Source organism: Halorubrum shenae (genome assembly GCF_051194165.1).
Taxonomy (GTDB): Archaea; Halobacteriota; Halobacteria; order Halobacteriales; family Haloferacaceae; genus Halorubrum.
The window spans coordinates 56,501-78,670 of the sequence record NZ_JBLZNI010000003.1 but is presented as its reverse complement, the minus strand read 5'-3'; the positions used below and the strand labels follow the sequence as shown (position 1 = coordinate 78,670).

Here is a 22,170-nt window from a genome sequence, read left to right as displayed (position 1 = left end):
CGTCCTATCGAAGGCAAAAGTATATCCATAGAGGGTCAGAAAACGGCTGTATGCCGCCTCTACTTTCGCTCTCTGACCTCCGAACGCAGTTCTCGACGGAACGGGGACAGGTAAAAGCGGTCGACGGGATCGACCTGGAGATCCGGCAAGGGGAGACCGTCGGACTCGTCGGCGAGTCGGGATCTGGCAAGAGCGTCACGGCGCTGTCGACGATGGGACTCGTTGACGATCCGGGCGAGATCGTCGGCGGGACCGTCGAGCTGACCGACGGTCGGATCGCAGACGAGCTTCGCGACCGGTACAACACCACGGAATTCATCGACGGCGACACGATCGACCTCACCGCGGCGCCCGAGGAGGCGCTCCGATTCGTCCGGGGCCGAGAGGTAAGTATGATCTTCCAGGACCCGATGACGTCGCTCAACCCCTCGGTGACCGTCGGCGACCAGGTCGCCGAGAGCCTCAGACTCCACCAGTACGGCGGCCGTCGCAAGGATTCGTGGTTCAACGCCGTGCGCGAGATCCTCCCGAAGATCAGCCGCGACGTGGACGAAGACGTCCGCCAAGAGACCATCGCGGTACTCGAAGAGGTCGGGATTCCCGAACCGGGCGCGCGGGTCGACGAGTACCCGCACGAGTTCTCCGGCGGGATGCGCCAGCGGGTGCTCATCGCGATCGCGTTGGCCTGTCAGCCGGGGTTGCTCGTCGCCGACGAGCCGACGACCGCGCTCGACGTGACCATTCAGGCGCAGATCCTCGACCTGATAGACGACCTGCAGACCGATCTGGGGATGTCGATGCTGATGATCACCCACGATCTCGGCGTCGTGGCCGAGACGTGCGACCGCGTCGCGGTGATGTACGCCGGGGAGATCGTCGAAGAGGGTCCCGTCGAGGAGATCTTCGGGAACCCGTCGCACCCGTACACGTACACGCTCTTGGAGTCGCTCCCGAGCGAGGAGAAAGACCAGCTCACGCCGATCGAGGGGAACGTCCTCGACCTCATCGACATGCCGCCCGGGTGCCACTTCGCGCCGCGGTGTCCGTGGGCGACCGAGGAGTGCACGAGCGGCGAGATACCGTACCTCCAGCACGGCCCTGAGGAGGTCGACCACAGTTCGAAGTGTATCATGGAGTCGTTCGACAAAGACGAGTACGGCGACGACACGATCGCCCCCGGTCGCAACCGCTCGATCGGCGAGCCCCTCGTCGAGATCGACGGGCTCCGGAAGTACTACGAACAGGCGGACAGCGTGCTCGATCGGGTTCTCGGTGCCGACGACCGTAGTGTGAAGGCGGTCGACGGGATCGACTTCACGATCAACCGCGGCGAGACGCTGGGGCTCGTCGGCGAGTCCGGCTGCGGCAAGTCGACAGCCGGCCGGGCGCTGTTGCACCTCACCGAACCGACCGACGGCCGAGTGGTGTTCGCCGGGACCGACATCACCGACCTCGACGGCTCGGGGCTGCGGGAACAGCGGAAGAACCTCCAGATGATCTTCCAGGACCCGCTCTCCTCGCTCGACCCGCGACAGACGGTCGGTCAGACGATCCGCGAGCCGCTGTCGATTCACAACCTGCCCGAGACCGATCCGGACGTGGCGGTCGAAGCCGAGGTGACCGTCTCGGGGATCGCCCGCGATCGAGTCGATCTGACGGTCGACGACGAGATCGACGCCATCGTCGGCTCCGGAGACGGCGTGGCGACCACCCACGTCGACGTGACGGTCGCAGACGGCGAGGTCGACGTCGACGTGCGCGAACAGCTCGGCGTCGAGGGGACCGTCGAGCGCACCGACGCCGGCGACGTGGAACGCGTCTCGGTGACGATCTCCGCCGGTGACACCGACCGTCTCCGGCGTCGTCGCCGCGTCCGCCAGCTCCTTGAGGCGGTCGGACTCGAAGTGGGGCAGTACGACCGATATCCCCACGAGATGTCTGGGGGACAGCGCCAGCGCGTCGGAATTGCCCGGGCACTCGCGGTCGACCCCGAGTTCATCGTCGCGGACGAGCCCGTCTCCGCGCTCGACGTTTCGGTGCAGGCGCAGATCCTCAACCTGATGGAGGACCTGCAGGACCGGTTCGACCTGACGTACCTGTTCATCGCGCACGACCTGTCGGTGGTGCGGCACATCAGCGACCGGGTCGCCGTGATGTACCTCGGCAAGATCGTCGAGGTGGCGGCCACCGACGAGCTGTTCGCGGACCCACAGCACCCGTACACGCAGGCGTTGCTCTCCGCGATCCCCGAGCCGGACCCGACGGCGGACACCGGCGATCGCGTCATCCTCGAAGGCGACGTTCCCTCGCCGATCGACCCGCCCTCCGGGTGTTCGTTCCGGACGCGGTGTCCGAGTGTGATTCCCCCCGACGACCTCGACATCGAGCAGGAGACGTACCGCGAGGTGATGGACTTCCGGCAGCGCGTCGAGCGACAGGCGATCGACACTGAGACCATCCTCGATGAGGTCGGCGACTCGTCCGATCAGGTGGCGGCCGACGGTGGGACCGCGGCTGCCGCCTCGTCCGGGGATGACGCGATCGCGGCCGGTGCGGTCGAGGCGGTCCGCGACGCCCATTTCGACCGGTACCCGGACGGGCACGCGGGCGAGGTCGTCGATCGAGCTCTCAGACTGGTGATTGCAGGCGAGTGGACCGAGGCGGCGGACGTGCTCGCGGAGACGTTTGCGACCGTCTGTGAGCGCGAGGAGCCGACGCTCTCCGACAGCGACCACCCGGCTGCGTGCCACCTGCTCGATTGACATCCTCCCCGCGCTAAACAGTAGTTGCCGAACCTCTCAACACAGCGCATATCGAAGGTGCTGATCGTCGAACTCGGCGCATTCCATTTATATACTCTTTTATCCGGTATATGTACGTAGATCGTCGTTCACACGAGATCGATGGCTGAAACGAACTGATTCGGCAACTACTGTGAAGGGCGAGGCTTTCGCCTCGAATTTTCCGTAAGCTTCGTTTCCTCGGCAGATCGACGCCACGATCGCGGTTCGATAGGACCAGATCAGAAGCGAGACGGTGATGGCGCTTCCGCGAGCTTGACGGCATACGGCGACGCGGATCGAAACCATGTCGCCCGAAACCATTCGGATCGGAACATTTCCGCCTATCCGTTCGGTAGGTTTATACTGGATAGTGTTCAGAATCGATCCATGTCATCCCGCGACACGAGTGTTTCACGGAGACAGTTCCTCGGTGCCGCCGGTGGCGCCGCAGTAACGGTCGGGCTCGCCGGCTGTTCCGACAACGGCGGCGACGGTTCGGACGGGTCAGACGGGTCCGATGGATCGGACGGTTCCGACGGATCCGATGGGTCTGACGGCTCGGACGGCGGCGACGAGACCAGTTTGCTCCGGTACGGTCGGGGGAGCCACTCGCCGACGCTGGACTTCCAGAACAGCACGAGCGGCGAGGTCGCGAAGGTCACCGAGCAGATCTACGACACGCTGATCAACTTCGAGCCGGGCGAGTCGACGCTCACGGACGGACTCGCCTCGGACTACTCGATCGACGGCCAGACGGCGTCGCTCACCCTGAAGGAGGGCGTCACCTTCCACAACGGCGAGGAGTTCACCGCACAGGATTTCGTGGCCTCGTACCGCCGCTTCGTCGACTCGGAGTACGAGTACTACGCCGGCGACGACTACGTCTCCGCGTACGGTCCCTTCACGCTCGGCAACTGGATCGAGGACACCCAGGTCGACGGCGACTACGAACTGACGATCCAGCTCAGTCAGGCGTACGCGCCATTCCTGCGTAACCTGGCGATGTTCGTAGCCGCGGTCCACTCCGAGGCCGCCATCGAAGAGTACGGCACCGACCTGTCGGAGAACGCGGTCGGGACGGGGCCGTTCGAGCTCGACACCCTCGACGACTCGAACGAGCAGGTCCGCCTCACCGCGTACGACGACTACTGGGGCGACGGTCCGGAGGTCGACGAGGCCGTGTTCGTCACGGTCGGCGAGAACTCCACCCGAGCGCAGTCGCTCGCGAGCGGCGAACTCGACATCATCGACGGGATCGGCGCGCAGTCCTCCCAGCAGGTTGAGGGAGCTGACGGCGCCGAGCTGGTCCGTACCGAGGGGATCAACATCGGCTACATGGCGTTCAACATCGCGGCGGTCGAGGAGTTCCAGGACCGCCGCGTCCGGCAGGCGGTCAGCCACGCGATCAACACCGAGGCGATCGTCAACCAGATCTACGCCGGCTTCGCGACGCAGGCCAGCCAGCCGCTGCCGCCGAACGTGCTGGGGCACAACGACGACATCGACCCGTACCCGTACGACCCCGAGGAGGCGCAGAGCCTGCTGGAGGAAGCCGGCTACGGCGACGGCTTCTCCTTCGAGCTGGCGACGTTCCAGAACCCCCGCGGATACAACCCCTCGCCGCTCCAGACGGCCGAGACGGTCGCGTCCAACCTCAGCGAGATCGGCATCGACGTCGAGATCAACCAGCAGTCGTTCGGGCCGTTCCTCGAGTACACTGCCCAGGGTCGTCACGACGCGTGTTTCCTCGGCTGGTACACCGACAACGCCGACCCGGACAACTTCGCGTACGTGCTGCTTCACCCGCAGGTCGAGGAGAGCGAGCTCACCGAGGGCCAGGACTGGGTGAGCTTCGACACCGAGGGATACAACACCAGTAACCGCTCGGCGTGGGCGAACCGAGACTACATGGACCTCGTCGAACAAGGCCAGGAGACGGCCGCAGAGAGCGAGCGCGCTGACCTGTACAACGAGGCGATGCAGATTGCTCACGACGAGGCGCCGTGGGTGTACCTGGACTACGCCGAGGAACTCCGTGGCGTCGCCGACCGAGTCAACGGGTTCCAGATCGCTGCGATCAGCGGCCCGTACCTGAACTTGGTCTCGCTGGAGTAGTCGAGGAACCCAGTCTCAGCTCTCGATGTTCCCAAAGCGATTCGTAATTAAGCGATTGCTGTTGCTCGTTCCGGTGTTGATCGGAGTGGCGACGCTGGTCTTCTCCATCCTCCACCTCTCGCCGGGCGACCCGGCGCTCACGATCGCCGGGGAGCGCGCAAGCCAGGAGTTCGTCGAGCGCATCCGCGCCGACCTCGGGCTCAACGACCCGATCTGGGTCCAGTACATCGACTTCCTCGGTAACGTCGTGCGGTTCGACTTCGGGGAGTCGTACATCATCAACCGGAACACGACCGTCCGAGAGATACTCGCGGACACGCTCCCCGTCACGCTCGAACTGGCGCTGTACGGCCAGCTGTTCGGTATCTTGTTTGGTATCCCGCTGGGCATACTGAGCGCGGTGAAACAGGACACGCTCACCGACCACGGCACCCGCGTCGGCGCGCTCGCTGGGATCAGCGTCCCGATCTTCTGGAGCGGCCCGCTGCTGATCCTGCTGTTCGCGCAGGTGCTCGGCGTGCTTCCGACCAGCGGGCGGATCTCGTCGTCGTTCAGCGTCGTCCCGATCCGCGTCACCGGGATGGTGACGATCGACACGCTGCTCGCCGGCGACTGGGAGATGTTCCGATCGGCGGTCAGACATATGTTCCTACCGTCGATTGTCATCGGCGTCTACTCGATGGCGCTCATCTCGCGGATGATGCGCTCGTCGATGCTGGAGGTCGTCAGGCAAGACTACATGCGAACCGCCCGCGCCAAGGGGCAGGGCGCGAAGATCACCGTGCTGAAACACGGCTTCCGTAACGCGTTGATCCCGGTCGTCACGATCATCGGGATCCAGTTCGGCACCCTCCTCGGCGGGGCGGTGCTGACCGAGACCGTGTTCGCGATCGGCGGGATCGGGACGCTGCTCGTCGAAGCGATCGAGGTCGGCGATTACCCGATCGTTCAGGGGACCGTCCTGACCTTCGCGTTGTTGTTCACCCTGGTGAACCTCGTCGTCGACGTGACCTACTCGTACCTCGATCCGAGGATCCAACAATGAGCACCGAAACACTCAGAGACGGCGAGGCGGAGACGAAGAGCCGCGGGCTCGTCGACCGTGTCCGCGCCTCGCCGTTCCTCTCGCAGCTGTTGTCGAACCGTCTCGCGTTGGCCGGCCTCACAATTATCATCGCGATGCTCGTGATCGCGATATACGCCCGCTTCTCGCTCGATCTCGACGTTATCTCTCGATCGCAGCTCGGTACGAACCCGAACCGCGCCGCGCCGAGCGTGGAGTACCCGTTCGGGACTGACGGACAGGCGCGCGACCTGGTTCCCCGAGTCGCGTACGGCGCGTGGTACGCGATGCTGTTCGGGACGGTGACCGTCGGTGCATCGACGGTGCTCGGAGTCGGCCTCGGCATCATCGCCGCCTACTACGGCGACGTCACCGACAACGTGATCATGCGGACGATGGACGTGCTGTTGGCGTTCCCCTCGCTCCTGTTAGCGCTCGCGCTCGTCTCCATCTTCCCGGACGAGCTCGGGCTCTGGCGGGCGGTCGCGGCCCTGACGCTCGTGTACACGCCGCGGTTCGCCCGCGTCGTCCGCGGCGCCGCGCTCACCGTACTGGAAAACGAGTATATCGACGCCACCGTCGCGCTCGGTGCCACGGATCCACGCGTGCTCGTCAGGCACGTGCTGCCGAACTGCCTCGCGCCGATAACCGTCCAGTCGACGCTGAACTTCGGGCTGGCCATCCTCGATTTGGCCGCCCTGTCGTTCCTCGGGTTCGGCGCCTCGGCCGGCACACCATCGTGGGGGCTCATGCTCTCGAACGGCGTGAGTCAGGGACTGCTCACCGGCGTCTGGTGGTGGTCGTTCTTCCCCGGCCTCTTCCTCGCGTTGACCGTCCTCGGGTTCAACCTGCTCGGCGACGGGATGCGAGACGCACTCGACCCCCGGATGCGGGAAGCGGTCGACTGATCGATGTCGCTGGCGCCGGTCGTCCGTGAGCGCGGGCGGCTCGTTGCCGGCGGTGTCGCCGTCGGTGCCGTCACGTCGCCGGTTCTCGTCGCCGGGTTGGTCGCCGTCGGCGGGTTCGGTCCGCTGGCCGCGGCGGAGGCGGCGTTCGCGTTCGGCGGGCTCTGGTTCGGGCTGGGACTTCTCGGGTGGGCCGGCTCCGTCGCGTCCGGTCGGGCGATCGAGGCCGCACAGGAGCACCTCGACACGGGCACCGGGTGGACCGAGCGTCGGTCGCGTCGCGCGATGGCACGAGTCGGCGGGTTCGGAGGCGGAACGATGGTTTCGGCCGCAGCTGTCGGAACCATCCTCGTCTGATTCCCGCTCTCCCGGGCAGCCGGAACCGAATCACTGGCACGAGGAGGCGGTTCGGACGCGAGAGTCGAGAACGCCGCCGGTGACGCGCCGTCGACCCGCCGGGTTTCGTCGAAGCCGTCGTCTCACTCGTTCTGGACGAACTCGCCCGAGCAGTCGTACTCGATCAGTTCGACCTCGTTTCCGGCCTCTATCGTCCCGTTGTAGGGGTCAGTCCGCTCGTACAGCTGGTAGACGGTGACGTTCTCGACGCGCGTGTCGTGGGTGCGGTTCCAGTCGTCACAGAGGTAGCTCGCGAGGTACGAGCGGTGGTTCTCGTTGTCGGTCGAGTAGACGTTCGTGAGGTACTTCCGCCAGCGTGAGCTCGGATACGTGGCCTCCGCGCGCGGCGGGCGTTCGAAACTCACCGACGAGTCGCGTAGCACGTCCCGTTTGCTCCCGTCTTCGAGGGTACCGGGCGCGACGAACCACCGAGTCGTGTGCGTGGGATCGGGCGCGAACATCCGCCAGGACTGGTCCATCTCGACGGCGTCCAAGACGTCCTCACCGGGTTCGGGGACCTCGGCGTAGTCGACCGCCTGCGCGCTCGAGAGGACGATCAACACTAAGAAGACGTACGGGAGGACCGTGGAAAAGAGGGCGCGTCCGCGGGTGAGACTCCCGCTGAAGCCAGCAGTTCGGAGATCGTCGAGGCGTTTCGGCGGGGTCGGTCGAGGGAACGGCGCGCCGAGCGAGGGGAGGGCCCTCGCACGGGATTCGAGAGAGGCGCGCCAGCGCGCGAGCGGCGTCGATAGGCCCAGCCGAGCGACGGCGCCCTCGGCGGCGTCCCAGACGGGCGTCTGGAAGAACGGGATGAACCCGACGATGACGACGACCGGGAAGAGACCGATCGGCATCGTGACCAGCATCCCGAGATGCATTCCGACGAACAGCGAGGCGACCGCGGCGCGCGGAATCCCGGTGAGCAGAAGCAACAGCGGCGACGCGAACAGAAGCACGAGCCACAGGACGGTGAACGCGCGCAGCAGGCCGGAGAACTCGGCGATGTGGTTACCGAGCAGGTAGGTGAAGTGGTCGGCCTGCATGACGTACACGACCGCCTCGCCGCTCATCCAGAGATCGCCTCCGCGTTTGTGGACGGCGTTCGTCAGGTACATCAACAACATCTGCAACAGGAGTGCCATCGTGGCGACGGTCGCTACGGCGGGCCCGCCTGGACCCGGAGTCGCAGAACCGACGCCGGCTTCCGTGCCGGTTCGCGCGTCTGCCCGCCGGACGGCGTCGACCGACCAGCGCGCACCGAGCGGGAGAAAGACGCTCCAGAAGAGCAGCATGCGGAGCAGGCTGTCGCCCGCGTTCAACACCATCGGGTTCCGGGCGTGTAGCGAAAGCAGCAACAGCCACGAAACGACCGTCACGAGCCGCGTTCGATACCCGACGAGCAGCGCGAGAGCGAACGCGCCCGCGACGCCGAACAGCAGCGCCACGGCCCACGGCTCTCCGACGAGCGCGTGCAGCGAGTGGCTTGCCGCGTAGTCCGAGAAGAACGCTCGCCGCGGGAGCACGCCATCGTCCGTGTAGAAGGCGGTTACCGAGCGCGAGCGCCGCACCAGGTCGGCGAGTAACAGCGCCCCGAGCCCGATCCGGAAGGCCGCGAGCGCGCGCAGATCGATCCCGACTCGTGCGGCGAACGCTGCCGAAAGCCAACTGACGACGTCGGAGACTTGCGACCACGCAGTGCTGTTGGAGGGGCTTCGATTCATAAGTCCGTGACTCGCCGTTACGCAGGGTTCCAGCCTGGGCCGGGATAAGCTTGTTGTGGCCCAACCGGAAGCGTGAACTGAGACGAACCCGTACGTCCGGCAAGCGATGTCCACGGAACTTCCGGACGACGACGCGATTATTCTCTTCGACGGCGTTTGCAACCTCTGTAGCGGGTTCGTGCAGTTCGTCCTCCCTCGTGACACGGAAGACAAGTACCGCTTCGCTTCCCTCCAATCCGACGTCGGACAGGCGCTGCTGGCCGAACACGACCTGCCGACTGACGAACTCGAGTCGGTCGTCCTCATCGAAGACGGAGAGAGCTACGTGAAGTCGGCGGCGATCATCCATATCGCGACGGGACTGGGCGGGCGCTATCGGCTCCTCTCGCCGTTCCGGCACGTTCCCCGACCGATCCGCGACCGGATATACGACTTCATCGCCGAGCACAGATACCGGTGGTTCGGGAAGAAGGACAGATGTATGATGCCATCGGGTGACGCCCAGTCTCGGTTCTTGGAGTGACTGTCTCTCGTCGTTCGAGGGCTCGGCGCCGGCGATCAGAGGAGTCCGGGTGGCGGCCGACGCGACCGGTACGCTGACGGTCCGGCTGCGCCCCCTCGGCGGGCTTCAGCCACGCATACTCATGTGTATCTCTCTCGACGAACACTTCGACGTATTCATACTTGTGCGATCACGATCATCCTTATGAATCGAGCAGAGAAGGCGGCCCTCCAGCTGCAGGCGGTCGCCGTGTTGCGGATGTTGAAGGAGACGCGAACCTACGAGGAGCTGTCCGACGTGACGGGATTACCCGCGGGCGATTTAAACCGATACGTCAACGGTCACGTGCTTCCCGGAACGGACCGCGCGAGCGAGGTCGTCGAGGCCGTCGGTCGCGACGCCCTCGCCGACGAGCTGCTCGCCCGGGTCGAGTTCGACGACGAGGGGTACGTCGACAACTCCGGAGTCGTCTTCGACCAGTCGTTCCTCGACTTGGTCGCGCCCGTCGCCGCGGAGACGTTCGAGTTCGAGTCGCCGGACGTGGTGCTCACCGCGGCCACGGACGGGATCACCCTCGGTGCGGCGATGGCCTCTTTCTTCGACGCGCGGCTCGCGTACGCCAAGAAGTCGAAGGAGACCGCCGTCGAAGAGTTCATCGAGTCGCGCCAGCGGCTCGCATCCGGGATCGAGCTCACCTACTACCTCCCCGCGAGCGCGATTGACGCCGGCGATACGGTCCTCGTCGTCGACGACCTGATCCGCTCCGGCGAGACGCAGGAACTGCTCCTCGACATCGCCTTGCAGGCCGACGCCGACGTCACCGGCGTGTTCACCCTCATCGCTGTCGGCGATGAGGGGATGCAGCGCGCGCGGGATATCACCGACGCCCCAGTAGGTGCCCTGACGACGTTCGAATAGGCGCGGTTTCGCTTTTGATACGCACGTTCGCGCATTTCTCTTGGCTCTCTAACGTTTTAAACCGGTTTTATACACACGTACTTGCATACTAGTCGCTGACATTCAGCAAAGCTTATCACTCGATCCTGGGGAACACTCACCCGTTCAATGGGGATCTCAGACACGCTGGCCGCGCGGTTCGACGTAAAGGAGCACGACTCTGATGTCCGTACGGAGCTGGTCGCGGGGCTCACCACCTTCCTCGCGATGTCGTACATCATCGTCGTGAATCCCGCAATCCTTTCGGAAGCGATCCGGATCGATGGGTACGGACAGGGCGAGGTGTTCCAGATGATCGCTATCGCGACGATCCTCTCGGCGGCGATCGCGACGGTCGTGATGGCGCTGTACGCGAACCGACCGTTCGGGCTCGCGCCCGGCCTCGGGCTCAACGCCTTCTTCGCGTACACGGTCGTGATAGCGCTCGAAATTCCGTGGCAGACGGCCCTCGCCGCGGTGTTCGTCGAAGGGGTCCTGTTCATGCTGCTCACCGCGGTCGGCGCGCGCGAGTACGTCATCCGGCTGTTCCCCGAGCCGGTGAAGCGCTCGGTCGGCGCGGGTATCGGCCTCTTCCTGTTGTTCATCGGCTTCCAAGAGCTCCAGATCGTCGTCCCTAGCGACGCGACGCTCGTCACGCTCGGCGGGATATTCGGGAACCCGTGGGCGATCTTAGGGCTACTCGGGCTCGCGTTTACCTTCGGCCTCTGGGCGCGCGGGATCACGGGCTCGATCGTGGTCGGTATCGTGACCACGTCGCTGGCCGGATGGGGGCTCACGCTCGCCGGCGTCTTCGAGCGCGGCGCGATCACGCCGGAGACGCTCCCGAGCGCGCAGTACGACATCACCCCGCTCGCGGGCGCGTTCGTCGACGGGTTGGGACAGATCGACCCCCTCACGTTCGTCTTGGTCGTGTTCACGTTCTTCTTCGTCGACTTCTTCGACACCGCCGGGACGCTCATCGGCGTCTCGCAGTTCGGTGACTTCCTCGACGAAGACGGCGACCTCCCCGACATGGACAAGCCGCTGATGGCCGACGCGGTAGGGACGACCGCCGGTGCGGTGCTCGGTACATCCACGGTGACGACGTACATCGAGTCGTCGACGGGCGTCGAAGAGGGTGGCCGCACAGGCCTGACGGCGCTGGTCGTCGCGCTGCTGTTCGTTGTCTCGCTCGCGGTGATCCCCGTCGTCGCCGCGATCCCGGCGTACGCTTCCTTCATCGCGCTGATCGTCGTCGGCGTGATGATGTTGCAAGGGCTCGTCGAGGTCGACTGGAGCAACCCGGCGTGGGCCGTCTCCGCCGGCCTCACCGTCACCGTGATGCCGTTCGCCTACTCGATCGCCGACGGGCTCGCCGCCGGTATCGTCGCCTACCCGCTGATCAAGGTTGCAATCGGTGAGTACGACGAGGTCGCGCTCGGTCAGTACGTCATCGCGGCGCTTCTGGTTGTTTACTACGTGCTGCAGACGCGCGGTGTTATCCTCTGAGAGGCGTCTCCGGCACAGTACCTTTTAACTGTGGACACCGCCCGTGCGTCCCGCGCGCACCGCCCACCGTACTTCTTTATCCGTCTGTCCCTTACCGATCGGTGATGGCAGATCTGACGCTGTACGAACTGAAGGGCTGCCCGTACTGTGCAAAGGTGAAGACCAAGCTTGCCGACCTCGATCTGGAGTACGAGTCGGTGATGGTGCCGCGCTCGCACGGCGAGCGCACCGAGGTGGAGGAGCTCTCCGGGCAGACCGGCGTCCCCGTCCTCGTCGACGAGGAACACGGGATCGAGGGGATGTCCGAGAGCGGCGACATCGTTGAGTACCTCGACGAGACGTACGGCAACGCGAGCTAGCTCGGCCACCAGAAGCGCCGCCCGATCGCGAGGCTATTTATCCGGCGCCCGTCACGTGTCCAGCGTGCGACTCGTCCACCGACGCGCGTCGTCCGACGGCGACCAGTCGTCTACGCTCCTCGCGAGCGACGTCGACGTGGCGCGCTCGACGATCGAACAGGGCCGCGGGCTGATGTTCCGCCGGTCGATCCCCGACGACTACGCGCTCGTGTTCCCCTTCGACGCGCCGGACACGCAGTGGCTTCACATGTTGTTCGTCCCCTTCGCGATCGACGCGCTGTGGCTCGTCGGCGGCGAGGTACAGCGGACGAAACGGCTCGCCCCGTTCGTCGGGCTGGGCCGCGGCCGCGCGGACACGGTGATCGAACTCCCAGCCGGTGCCGTCGACGAGGTCGCGGTCGGCGACGAGGTTCGACTCGTCGAGTGAGTCGACTTCGAGATCGGCCGCTCACACCACCAGTCACCCGTCGTCCCGCGTCCGGAGCTCCATCTCGATCCGGGTCCCGCCGGTTTTGCTCTCGCTGATGTCGAACGACCCCCCGCCGGCGCTGACGATCCAGTTGACGTACCAGAGTCCGAGCCCGCTCGCGTGCTCCAGCGGCGTCTCCTCTCCGGTGAGCACCGCACGCTCGGCGGGGGGGATCCCCGGCCCGTCGTCGGCGACGACGAGCGATGCCCACGCCTCGCTCGGGAGTTTCGCGGCCGTGATCTCGACTCGCGGGCGCTCGGCGTCGCTGTGGCGGATCGCGTTCTCGACGATCTCCGCGATCGCCTCGGCGAGGTAGCCGATCGCTGACACCGTGATCCCCTCGGGCACGTCGACCTCGATGTCGGCGCTCTCGCGGAGCTCCGGAGGGAGTGCGCCCAGCGCCTCGTCGACCGCGTCGGCGAGGTCGAGCCGGTCGGGCGCGGGTCGGTCGGCGAGCAGCCGCTCGACGCGCCGAGAGGTCTCGCCGACGCGGAGCAGACGCTCGGCGGTGTCGACGACCCGTTCGAGCTCTCCCACCAGTTCGGGATCCTCGACGGCTTCGATGGCTCGCTCCGTGAATCCCGTCACCACGTTGAGGTCGTTCCGGAAGTTGTGCCTGAGCACTCGGGTCAGGACGGCGAGCCGCTCCTCGCGGAGCGACGCCTCCGTGCGGTCCTCGCCGACGCCGATCGCGCCGACGACCTCGCCGGCGTCGAGGATCGGTCCGAGCGCCAGGCGGTACGGGACGCGCTCGCCAGACCGCGTTAGCAGCGTCGCCTCGCAGTTCGCCGGCTCGCGATCGCGGTACACGCGCCGGAGCGCCTCCGAGACGGCGTCGCGGGTTTCGTCGTCGAACAGCCCCGTTAGGTCAGTCCCTGACAACGACTCGCCTCCTCGCCCGGCATCGGTCGCGAGTCGCTCGTTCCAGCGCGCGAGCGTTCCGTCCGAGCCACACTGGAACAGCGCGGCGGGCACTGTCGAGGCGACGGCGTCGACGACGCGCAGCTGTGATCGGAGCTTCTCCTCGGCGGTGACGCGGTCGGTTACGTCGGTCAGCCCGACGATCAGCCACCGCTCGTTGGCGATCGTCGCCGTGCGGAGCGAAAGCGAGAGGCGGCGGCGTCCCCGCTCTCCGCCGACCTCCCACTCGAAGTCGGTGACTCCTTCTCGGTCGACCGCCTCGTCGACCGTCCCGGCCACCGGATCGCCCTCGACGGTCTCGTCGGCCTCACCGAGGTCGGTGAGTCCCATCAGGGTGAGGGTCTTGCGGTCCTGCCCGAGCAGCGCGGCTGCCGGCGCGTTCGCCGCCCGGATCGCGTGCGTCTCGGGATCGCAGGCCACTGTCGGGGTCGGCACCGCCTCGACGAACGACCGCACCACGCGGGGTGTCGACTCGCCGTCACGATCCATCCATACCCTGAACGATGGGCGCGGAGCTTATAAACAACGAGGGGACTCCGCAGAGGGCGGGAGCGTGCTCAGTCCGCCTTTGCCTGCCAATCGCGGACCGTGTCGGCGCCCACGCCGTCGACGTTTGCGGCGAGGTCGTCCGGGTCGACCGACTTGAGGTCGTCGACGCCGTCGACGCCGGCGTCTTTCAGCTTCTCCGCGGTCTTCTCGCCGATCCCCTCGACGGTCTGGAGCTCCGAGCCCTCCTGTCGGGCGGTGAACTCTCGGTAGTTGCAGATCGGACAGCCCAGTTCCCACGGCTCGTCGCCGGAGTGGACCCGGAGGTGCGGGAGATCGTGTTCCTCGCAGGTCTCGTCGGTGACCTCGATCTCGCCGCGCCGCGGGAGCGGCAGCGAGTAGTCGCAGTCGGGGTAGCGCGTGCAGCCGACGAGCCGGGAGCCGGAGCGGAGCCGTTTGATGGCGAGGTCCCCGCCGTGCTCCTCTCCGCATTCGGGGCAAACGCCGATCACCTCGTCCTCCTGCTCGTCGGCCTCGTCGGCCTTGCACTGCGGGCAGCCGTGGACGAACGTCTTCCGGCCTGCGAGCATCTTCACGTTTCGAAGTTCGTGGTCCTCACAGGTTTCGTCGAGGATGAGGGGCTTCCCGGTCGAGGGGAGCGGCAGGGTGTACTCGCAGTCTGGGTAGCCGTCACAGCCGACGAAGTACGACCCCTGTCTGGACTTCCGAACCAGAAGGTCTTCGCCACACTCAGGGCAGGGGCCGAGCGTCTTGTCCGCCTTCAACGACTTCTGGAGGTGGTCGCCCACCGCCTCGCGCGACTCGGTGAGGTCGTCGAACACGCGGTCGAGCAGCTCTCGGGACGCCTCGGTCACTTCGTCGTACTCCTTCTCGCCGGCCGCGATCGCCTGCATGTCGCGTTCGAGCTGCGCGGTCATCTCCTCGCTGACGATGTGGCCAGCGAACTCCTCGGCGGCCTCGACGACGGCCTCCGCGAGTCGGGTAGGCCGCGGCGGGTCGCTCTCGATGTAGTTGCGGTCGTACAGCTTTTCGAGGGTGCGGTGACGGGTCGCCTTGGTGCCGACGCCGCGCTTCTCCATCTCCTCGATGAGCCGGGACTGCCCGTACCGGCGGGGCGGCTGGGTCTCTTTCGCGTCGGTCCGTCGGTCGGTGAGTGCGAGGGTCTCGCCGACCTCGACGTCCGGGACGATCCGCTCGTCGCTGGAGCGGTAGGGATACACGTCGTGGTAGCCCGCTTCAAGGAGGCGCTTCCCGTTCGCCTTCAGGCGGAGGCCGCCGTCGGCGACGAGGTCGCCGGGGCCGCTCGCCTCGTCCGGGTCGCGGAGGGCGGCGAGGCCGTCTGCGCGCTCCGCGATTCCGGTCGCCGCGTCGTTCGCGAGCGCGACGACACGGAGCCGCTCCCACGTCGCGGGCTCGGCGCAGGTCGCCAAAAAGCGCCGGACGATCAGCTCGTACACCTCCCACTCGTCCTCCGAGAGGTCGGAGGCGGATGGAAGCTCTCCGGTCGGGTGGACCGGCGGGTGGTCGGTCGTCTCTTTGTCGCCCTCGGTCGGCTCGATCTCCTCCTGTTCGAGCAGGCTCTTCGCGTCCTTCCCGAACGTCGATGCGGCCGAGAGTTCCTCGATCAGCTCTCGCGGGTCGAGGTCTTCGGGGTACACCGTGTTATCCGTCCGCGGGTAGGTGACGTAGCCGGCGGTGTACAGGTCCTCCGCGAGCGACATGCCGCGCTGTGCGGAGTACCCCAGCGACCCCGCGGCGCGGATGAACGCCGTGGTGTTGAACGGGGTCGGCGGGTCGTCGGTGCGAGTCCGCCGGCGCACGTCGTCGACGATCGCCTCGTCGGTCGCGTCGAGGGCCTCGGTGAGGACTTCCGCGACGTCGCCGTCCCAGACGCGCTCGGCCTCGTTGCCCTCGTCGTTCAGGTAGAAGTAGCGCGCCTCGAAGGGGTCGCCGCCGGACTTGGTCAGGTTCCCGTACAGCTCCCAGTAGGCCTCGGGGTCGAACGCCTGAATCTCGCGTTCGCGGTCGACGATCAGCTTGAGCGTCGGTCCCTGTACCCGCCCCACCGAGATGAAGTCGTCGCCGAGCTGGCGGGCCGAGAGGGAGAGGAATCGGGTGAGCGCCGCGCCCCACGTTAGGTCGATCACCTGCCGGGCCTCCCCGGCGGCGGCCAGATCGAAGTCGAGGTCGTCGGGGTTCGCGAACGCCTCGTTCACCTCGTTATCGGTGATCGAGGAGAACCGGACCCGATCGATCGGCGCGTCCTCGTTCACCTCGCGGACCAGCTCGTACGCCTCCTTGCCGATTAGTTCGCCCTCGCGGTCGTAGTCCGTCGCGATGACGACTCGGGAGGCGTTGCGAGCGAGCTTGCGGAGGGCCGCGACGATTCCCTCTTGGGTGGCTTCTTTGGTGACCGGCGCGTCGATCAGCTCGACGGGCTCGACGTCGCGCCAGTCGTTGTACTCCGCCGGGAAGTCGACACCGACGACGTGACCAGAGAGGCCGATACAGCGCTTGCCGCCCCACTTGTACACGTTCACGTCGTTCTGCCGCTCCGCCGTCGCCGACTCGCCGCTCAGGATCTCGGCGATACGGCGCGCCGCGTTGTCTTTCTCCGTGATTATCAGTTCGGGGCCGCGACTCATTGCCTCGGGATAGGCCGCTCTCCCGTCTAAAGGTTTCGTGACATCACGTAATATCGCCCGCACGCGCGGGAATGCGTGATACGACCGCGGTGATCGCCGTGTTCGCGGTGTCCGCGCCTAAAGGCGGAAACGGTGTCGGCGACGGACATTTGTCTCCGTGGGAGCGGTTTTTGGAAGGTGTACGAGCGAGACAGCACTTTTTGCCCGCATTTCCGTAGATGAGGTATGAGACGCTTGGGCCACGCGCTTGAAGTCGCGTTGACTGTCGGTCGGATGTCCAGGGAACACGATGTCAGGTATCCGGCGGCTGCACTCGCGTATTACGCCTTCGTCTCCCAAGTTCCGATTCTGATATTGGTGGTGGCCGTCATCAGCGAGCAACTCGTCAGACAGATTCAAACAATCACGCCCGATTTCCTCACGCCCGGTGCCCAGCGGCTACTCTCCGACGCGTTGGTCACTGCGTCAGGGCGAATGTGGGCGGCCCTGCTCGCGATCGGCGTGTTTACTTGGGCTGGGATAAACATCGTGATCGGCTTTCAGACGGTCGTCAACCGCGTTGAACAACTCCCTCGAGAATCACTTCGCACTCAGCTTCACGATGCCAGTAGCATTATCGGCTCCTTCGGCTTGGTCATTGTCGCGGTTATCCTCACCAACTTGCTATTTGTGCTCTTGCCGGTCGGTCAATTACTTTCCTATAGCAGGCCGTTCGTTCAATTTGGCACGCTGACGGTCGCGTTCCTCCCGCTCTACTACGCTCCGTCACGGGTGGTGACTTCACTGACAGAAGCGCTCCCAGGTGCGCTGACAGCCGCAGTCGGGTGGACGATCCTGCTGACAGCCGTCAGCTTTTATGCCGCTAATGCCGCTCAATATGCACTGTATGGCGTTCTCAGTGGGATCATCATCATCCTCACGAGCTACTATCTGGGCGCCATTATACTCATGATCGGAGCAATTGTGAACACCGTGATCGCCGGCACGGATGACCGTGAGGGCGTGTCGCGGAGGTACTGAAGACGAGAACCGATCTGGCTCCTGATAGAATAGTGTCCTTCTTAGCGCGCCCTACTCTTCGCCTTCCTCGTCGGGGTCGGTCGGCACGCCGCCGAGGTTCCCCTCGTCGTCGAACAGCTTGGCGCGCAGGAACCGGGTCCGGTAGCGGTTCGCCCCCTCCTTCGTGTCGGCCTCGCGAATCTCGTCGCTCCGGTCGTCGGCGACCGCGTCGATGACCGCCTCGACCTGCTCTTTCTCGCTCGGGGTCAGCTCGAACTCGTAGCTCCGGGGCTGTTCGCTTTCGAGGCGGGTCCACTTGCGCGCGGCCGAGACGACGACCGAGCAGGGCTCCCGGCAGGGGAAGACGCCGTCCCCGCCGTCGACGTCGAGGTCCGTCTCCTCGTCGTACTCCCACTCGCGGCGCTTCAGACACTGCGAGTCGTCACAGCACGCCTCCGCGACCCAGTTGACGTGTTCGTACCCCTCGCCGCGGTCCCACGTCTTCACGACGCCGTAGATGCCGGACTGCCGCGCCATCGTCTCGCGCCAGTGAGTCACGTCGAGATCGCCCTCGCGCTCGCGGTGCCAGTTGGCGACCGTCGCGGGGTAGATCGTCTCGACCGCCTCGTACGCGTCCCTCGGGCCGAGATCGGAGAAGGCCCAGCCGCCCGCAAGCGACGGCGCGGTCTTGAGGGGCCGGTAGCGCCCTTTCTCGTCGAGCGTCACCAGATCGCGAGCGTCGAGCGGGTCGTCGTAGGCGTCGAGTTCATCGACCGGAACGCCAGCGTCGTCGACGTGGCGCACGTCGTACCGGCGCTCGCCGCGGTCGGTGACTGTGGCCGTGATTCGCAACTCGCCCCACGCGCGCTCGATCCCTTCTGCGAGCGCGGCGTACCGTGTCGCCACCGTCGCGCCGTCGGCGTCTTCCAGCCAGCGCAGGAACGCGCGACGCGGCCCGAACTCGCCGACGACGCGCTCGAAGGCGTACCAGTCCGTCACCGCGGGGGCGCGCTCGTCGAGCGCCTCGTGGAGGTCGCGCTCGCTCAGTCCGGTCCGGCGATCGCCGTCGGCGAGGACGTACTCTTCGGAGTCGTCCTCGCCGCTGCTCCCGGCGTCCCGCGCGACGCTGAACCCCTCGAACCGAAGGGAGTCGTCGGGGTCGCGACCATCGAGCGCGTCGAGGACCGCGTCGAAGGCGTCGCTCGGGAGGTCGATCTCGGGGGGTTCGGGTTCGCCGGTCGCGGTGTCTGCGCTCTCGGGTGTGGGGTCGGCCACTGTCAGTCCCCCGTGGCGACGCGGGTCGTCTCGCGCACGTCGTCGAGCGCGGTCCCGAGGTCGGCGCCGGCGTCGGCCGCGCGCTCTAAGAGCACGTCGGCCATCAGGGGCTCGGTGCCCACCGCGCCCGCGTACCAGATTCGGGTGCCGTCGACCTCGGTGGGAACGTCGTACCCCTCGGTGTGGTCTTCACAGAGCCCGACGTCCTCCGGGATGTCCTCTTGGGTGTGGTAGCCGTCGGCGATGAAGAGGGGGACTAAGACCACGTCGTCGCTCTCGAAGAACTCCGGGAGGTCGTCGACCTCGGGGTCCTCGTCCATGTAGAGCGCCTTCACCTCGTCGAAGCGGTCGCGCTCGGCGATCCGGTCGGCGTGGTACGCGACCGCCTTCGCCGAGTTCTCGTTGCGCTCGGTGCCGTGGCCGACGACGGCGAGGCCGACGCCGTCGCCCACGTTGGGGTCGCCGGTGACCGACTCCGCGCGCCGAACGATCACGTCGGTCATCGCCCGGTGGGTCCCGACCGGACCGCAGTAGTGGACCTCGCGGTCGATGTCCTCGGCGACGAGGGTGGCCTGATCTGCCGAGAGGCCGTCGGAGTCCCACTCCGATACGTCCCAGCCGTCGAGCCGGAGCTCGCGGGGGATCACCTGCTCGGTGAAGTAGCCCTCGGAGATGAACAGCGGGACGACGTATATCTCGTCGCCCTCGACGGTACGAAGCACCTCGCGGAAGTGCGGCTCCTCCTTCCAGAAGCCGGTCTTCACCTCGTCGAAGGCGCCGGTCGCGCGGACGGTGTCCGCGTGGTCGTACGTCGGCGCGCTCGACCCCGGGTTGAGGTGTGAGCCGTGTGCGACAATGACGAGCGACTGCATACAGACGCTGGGGGCGCGCGGCTCTTAGGGACTTCGGCACGTGTGGGCGCGTGGGAACGATGAAGCGACCGGCTCTCCGGTCGCCGACCGAAATCGCCATGCCGGCCCGCACCGCAGATACGGTCATGTCGCTGGCAGCCGACACCCGTGACGCGGCCCGGGCCCGACCGTTCGTTCTCGACGCGCTCCGCGCCGGCGTTCTCAACCACAGCGCCGCCGCCACGTGGCTGGCCGAGAAGGCAGACCTCGGTGGCGACGGCGACGCCGACACCGACGCGATCGCGACCGCGCTCCGCCGGTTCCGCGAGGAGCTGTCCGACTACGCGACTGCCGACCGCGCGGCCACCGTGTCGATGCGGAGCGGGGTCGGGGTGGTGGGAGACGCGGACGCCGCCGCCCCGCTCCTCAGCGTCGGCGGGACGACGGTCGGCTCCGAGGGACGCCAGACGGCGATCCTCGCGACCGGCGAGGTCGACGCCGGGGCGCTTGCGGCCGTCCTCCGCCGTCTCGACGCCGTCGACGTCGACGTCGCGGCTGCGGGAGTCGCCGGGGACGCCCTCGCCGTCGTCGTGGGCCGCCGCGACGGCGCGACTGCGGTCCGAGTCACGGAGGACGCGCTGTCTGCTGTGCCGGTCGACGGAGCGTTGTAAGCACGAGACTGGCGTCGACAACGGCGTACCGACGTCGACAACGGCGTACCCGCGGCGACGACGGACGGAGCGGTGAGCCGCGACAGATTCAATCGGTCCGTGGCTTAATATCCGGTGTGCACCTGTTTGCGTACACCAACTGCAGTCACTCCCCCGTCGTTGAGGACGCGTGGCGGCATCCCGCCCACGAGCAGACGGACGGTGTCCGCGACCTCTCGTGGTGGCGCGGATTGGCTCGCGACCTCGAAGCCGGCGGCTTCGACGGGCTCTTCTTCGCCGACTCGTTCAACGTCGCCGACCGCTACGACGACGACTACGTCCCGGCTCTCCGACGCGGCGAGCAGGTCCCCGAGTACGATCCGCTCCCGTTGCTGACCGCGCTCGCAGACGCCACGGACGACCTCGGCTTGATCGCCACCGCCTCTACCTCCTTCTACGAACCGTACGTCCTCGCGACGAAATTCGCGACGATCGACGCCCTCTCCGACGGCCGCGTCGGCTGGAACGTCGTCACTTCCTCCGGTCGAAACGAGTTCGCCAACGTCCGCGGCGAGTACCTCGACCACGACGAGCGGTACGACCGCGCGGAGGAGTTCCTCGCCGTTTGTTACGCCCTATGGACCGACTCGTGGACGGACGACGCGGTCGTCCGCGACGCCGACGCCGACACGTTCGTCGACCCCGACGCAGTCTCGCGGATCGACCACGAGGGCGAGCGCTTCTCCGTCGCCGGACCGTTCGGCTGCGCGCCGACCCCCCAACGCGCGCCGGTCTTATTCCAGGCCGGACAGTCGGAGCGGGGCCGCGCCGTCGCCGCCCGCCACGCGGAGGTAGCCTTCGCGTTCGCGCTCTCGCGGGACGCCTTCGCCGACCACGCCGCCGACCTCCGGACACGGGCTCGGGAGGCCGGTCGGAACCCGGACGACGTCCGTGTCTGTCCGGGGGTAACGCCGTATGTCGCCGAGACGACGGCCGCGGCGGAGGCCGCCCGTGCCGAAGTCCGCGACCTCGTCGAGCCCGAGACCGGGCTGGTCAGGCTCTCCTCGCACCTGGACTACGACTACAGTCGGCATGCGCTCGACGAGCCGCTGCGCGACGTCCCCGCCGAGGGGATCCGGGGCGTCCTCCGCGCGTTCCTCGACGACGACCGCGCGTGGACCATCGGTGAGGCCGCGAAGCGGTACGCCCGATATCCGGTGCCGGAGCCGGCCGGTACGCCCGCCGAGGTCGCCGACGAGCTGGAGCGGTGGTTGGCGGCGGGCGCCGACGGCTTCGTTGTCATGCCCGCGCTCGTCCCGCGGACCCTCGACCGCGTCACGGAGCGTTTAGTGCCCGAACTCCGCGACCGCGGCCTGCTCGCCGCCGACGCGGGCGGCGGTACGCTTCGGAAACGCCTGTTCGGCACCGACGAGCCGAACGCCAGACACCCGGCCGGTCGACGGGAGTGACGACGAACCGATAGCGTCGGCGGTCGTTGTGCGGCGGTCGTTGCGCCCGCGCTGAGTCGCGGGCGACCGCAATCGTCGTATCCGAGCCGCAGGGG

18 protein-coding genes are annotated in these 22,170 nt (G+C 66.8%); 13 read left to right on the top strand and 5 right to left on the bottom strand.

Translation table 11 applies throughout. The annotated features are described in order from the left end of the window. Positions 1–50 precede the first annotated feature (50 nt). The 5 genes from ACNS88_RS05180 (at position 51) to ACNS88_RS05160 (ending at position 7,223) form a co-directional block, all read left to right on the top strand. Positions 51–2,762, top strand: a complete 2,712-nt coding sequence (locus ACNS88_RS05180) for a dipeptide ABC transporter ATP-binding protein (protein WP_435094582.1) — start codon at positions 51–53, stop codon at positions 2,760–2,762. Positions 2,763–3,170: 408 nt separating this feature from the next. Next, entirely contained in the window at positions 3,171–4,898 is a 1,728-nt protein-coding gene (locus ACNS88_RS05175) for an ABC transporter substrate-binding protein (protein WP_435094580.1), read from the top strand. Between the two features lie 25 nt (positions 4,899–4,923). Then, positions 4,924–5,943, top strand: coding sequence for an ABC transporter permease (locus tag ACNS88_RS05170; RefSeq protein ID WP_435094578.1), 1,020 nt, complete (start codon positions 4,924–4,926; stop codon positions 5,941–5,943). Beyond that, a complete protein-coding gene (locus tag ACNS88_RS05165) occupies positions 5,940–6,869 on the top strand; it encodes an ABC transporter permease (protein ID WP_435094576.1) in 930 nt (309 codons plus the stop codon). Before ACNS88_RS05170 ends, ACNS88_RS05165 begins: the two co-directional genes overlap by 4 nt. A 3-nt stretch (positions 6,870–6,872) precedes the next feature. Beyond that, on the top strand, positions 6,873–7,223 hold the full coding sequence (locus ACNS88_RS05160; protein ID WP_435094574.1) for a DUF7268 family protein: 351 nt from the start codon (positions 6,873–6,875) through the stop codon (positions 7,221–7,223). 122 nt (positions 7,224–7,345) lie between these two features. On the opposite strand, the gene ACNS88_RS05155 is transcribed toward ACNS88_RS05160, so the two are convergent. Beyond that, the gene (locus tag ACNS88_RS05155; protein ID WP_435094572.1) at positions 7,346–8,983 is read right to left on the bottom strand and encodes an HTTM domain-containing protein; all 1,638 of its coding nucleotides are present in this window, start codon (positions 8,981–8,983) and stop codon (positions 7,346–7,348) included. 106 nt (positions 8,984–9,089) lie between these two features. On the opposite strand from ACNS88_RS05155, the gene ACNS88_RS05150 reads away from it, so the two are divergent. The 5 genes from ACNS88_RS05150 (at position 9,090) to ACNS88_RS05130 (ending at position 12,716) form a co-directional block, all read left to right on the top strand. Beyond that, complete coding sequence (locus ACNS88_RS05150) at positions 9,090–9,506, top strand: thiol-disulfide oxidoreductase DCC family protein (RefSeq protein WP_435094570.1); 417 nt, start codon at positions 9,090–9,092, stop codon at positions 9,504–9,506. 183 nt (positions 9,507–9,689) lie between these two features. Further along, complete coding sequence (locus tag ACNS88_RS05145; protein ID WP_435094568.1) at positions 9,690–10,403, top strand: phosphoribosyltransferase family protein; 714 nt, start codon at positions 9,690–9,692, stop codon at positions 10,401–10,403. A gap of 147 nt (positions 10,404–10,550) precedes the next feature. Further along, positions 10,551–11,930 carry an NCS2 family permease gene (locus ACNS88_RS05140; RefSeq protein ID WP_435094566.1) on the top strand — a complete coding sequence of 460 codons (1,380 nt, stop codon included), beginning with the start codon at positions 10,551–10,553 and terminating at the stop codon, positions 11,928–11,930. A gap of 104 nt (positions 11,931–12,034) precedes the next feature. Beyond that, entirely contained in the window at positions 12,035–12,289 is a 255-nt protein-coding gene (locus ACNS88_RS05135; RefSeq protein WP_435094564.1) for a glutathione S-transferase N-terminal domain-containing protein, read from the top strand. 55 nt (positions 12,290–12,344) lie between these two features. Continuing rightward, positions 12,345–12,716, top strand: coding sequence for a DUF192 domain-containing protein (locus tag ACNS88_RS05130; protein ID WP_435094562.1), 372 nt, complete (start codon positions 12,345–12,347; stop codon positions 12,714–12,716). A 33-nt stretch (positions 12,717–12,749) separates the two neighbouring features. Here the strand turns inward: ACNS88_RS05130 and ACNS88_RS05125 are convergent, their stop codons facing one another. Continuing rightward, a complete protein-coding gene (locus ACNS88_RS05125; RefSeq protein WP_435094560.1) occupies positions 12,750–14,168 on the bottom strand; it encodes a sensor histidine kinase in 1,419 nt (472 codons plus the stop codon). 68 nt (positions 14,169–14,236) lie between these two features. After that, positions 14,237–16,831: a DNA topoisomerase I gene (locus ACNS88_RS05120; protein WP_435094558.1), complete on the bottom strand. Its 2,595-nt coding sequence runs from the start codon at positions 16,829–16,831 to the stop codon at positions 14,237–14,239. A gap of 225 nt (positions 16,832–17,056) precedes the next feature. On the opposite strand from ACNS88_RS05120, the gene ACNS88_RS05115 reads away from it, so the two are divergent. Further along, on the top strand, positions 17,057–17,851 hold the full coding sequence (locus ACNS88_RS05115; RefSeq protein WP_435094556.1) for a YihY/virulence factor BrkB family protein: 795 nt from the start codon (positions 17,057–17,059) through the stop codon (positions 17,849–17,851). A 51-nt stretch (positions 17,852–17,902) separates the two neighbouring features. Here the strand turns inward: ACNS88_RS05115 and ACNS88_RS05110 are convergent, their stop codons facing one another. After that, complete coding sequence (locus tag ACNS88_RS05110; protein ID WP_435094554.1) at positions 17,903–19,105, bottom strand: DR2241 family protein; 1,203 nt, start codon at positions 19,103–19,105, stop codon at positions 17,903–17,905. A 2-nt stretch (positions 19,106–19,107) separates the two neighbouring features. Beyond that, positions 19,108–19,977 (bottom strand): CbiX/SirB N-terminal domain-containing protein, encoded by an 870-nt coding sequence (locus tag ACNS88_RS05105; protein ID WP_435094552.1) that lies wholly within the window; start codon positions 19,975–19,977, stop codon positions 19,108–19,110. A 125-nt stretch (positions 19,978–20,102) separates the two neighbouring features. Here ACNS88_RS05105 and ACNS88_RS05100 point away from each other — a divergent pair, with 125 nt between their 5' ends. Beyond that, positions 20,103–20,627 carry a DUF7523 family protein gene (locus ACNS88_RS05100; protein ID WP_435094962.1) on the top strand — a complete coding sequence of 175 codons (525 nt, stop codon included), beginning with the start codon at positions 20,103–20,105 and terminating at the stop codon, positions 20,625–20,627. Between the two features lie 116 nt (positions 20,628–20,743). Then, complete coding sequence (locus tag ACNS88_RS05095) at positions 20,744–22,075, top strand: NtaA/DmoA family FMN-dependent monooxygenase (protein ID WP_435094550.1); 1,332 nt, start codon at positions 20,744–20,746, stop codon at positions 22,073–22,075. Positions 22,076–22,170: the final 95 nt, after the last annotated feature.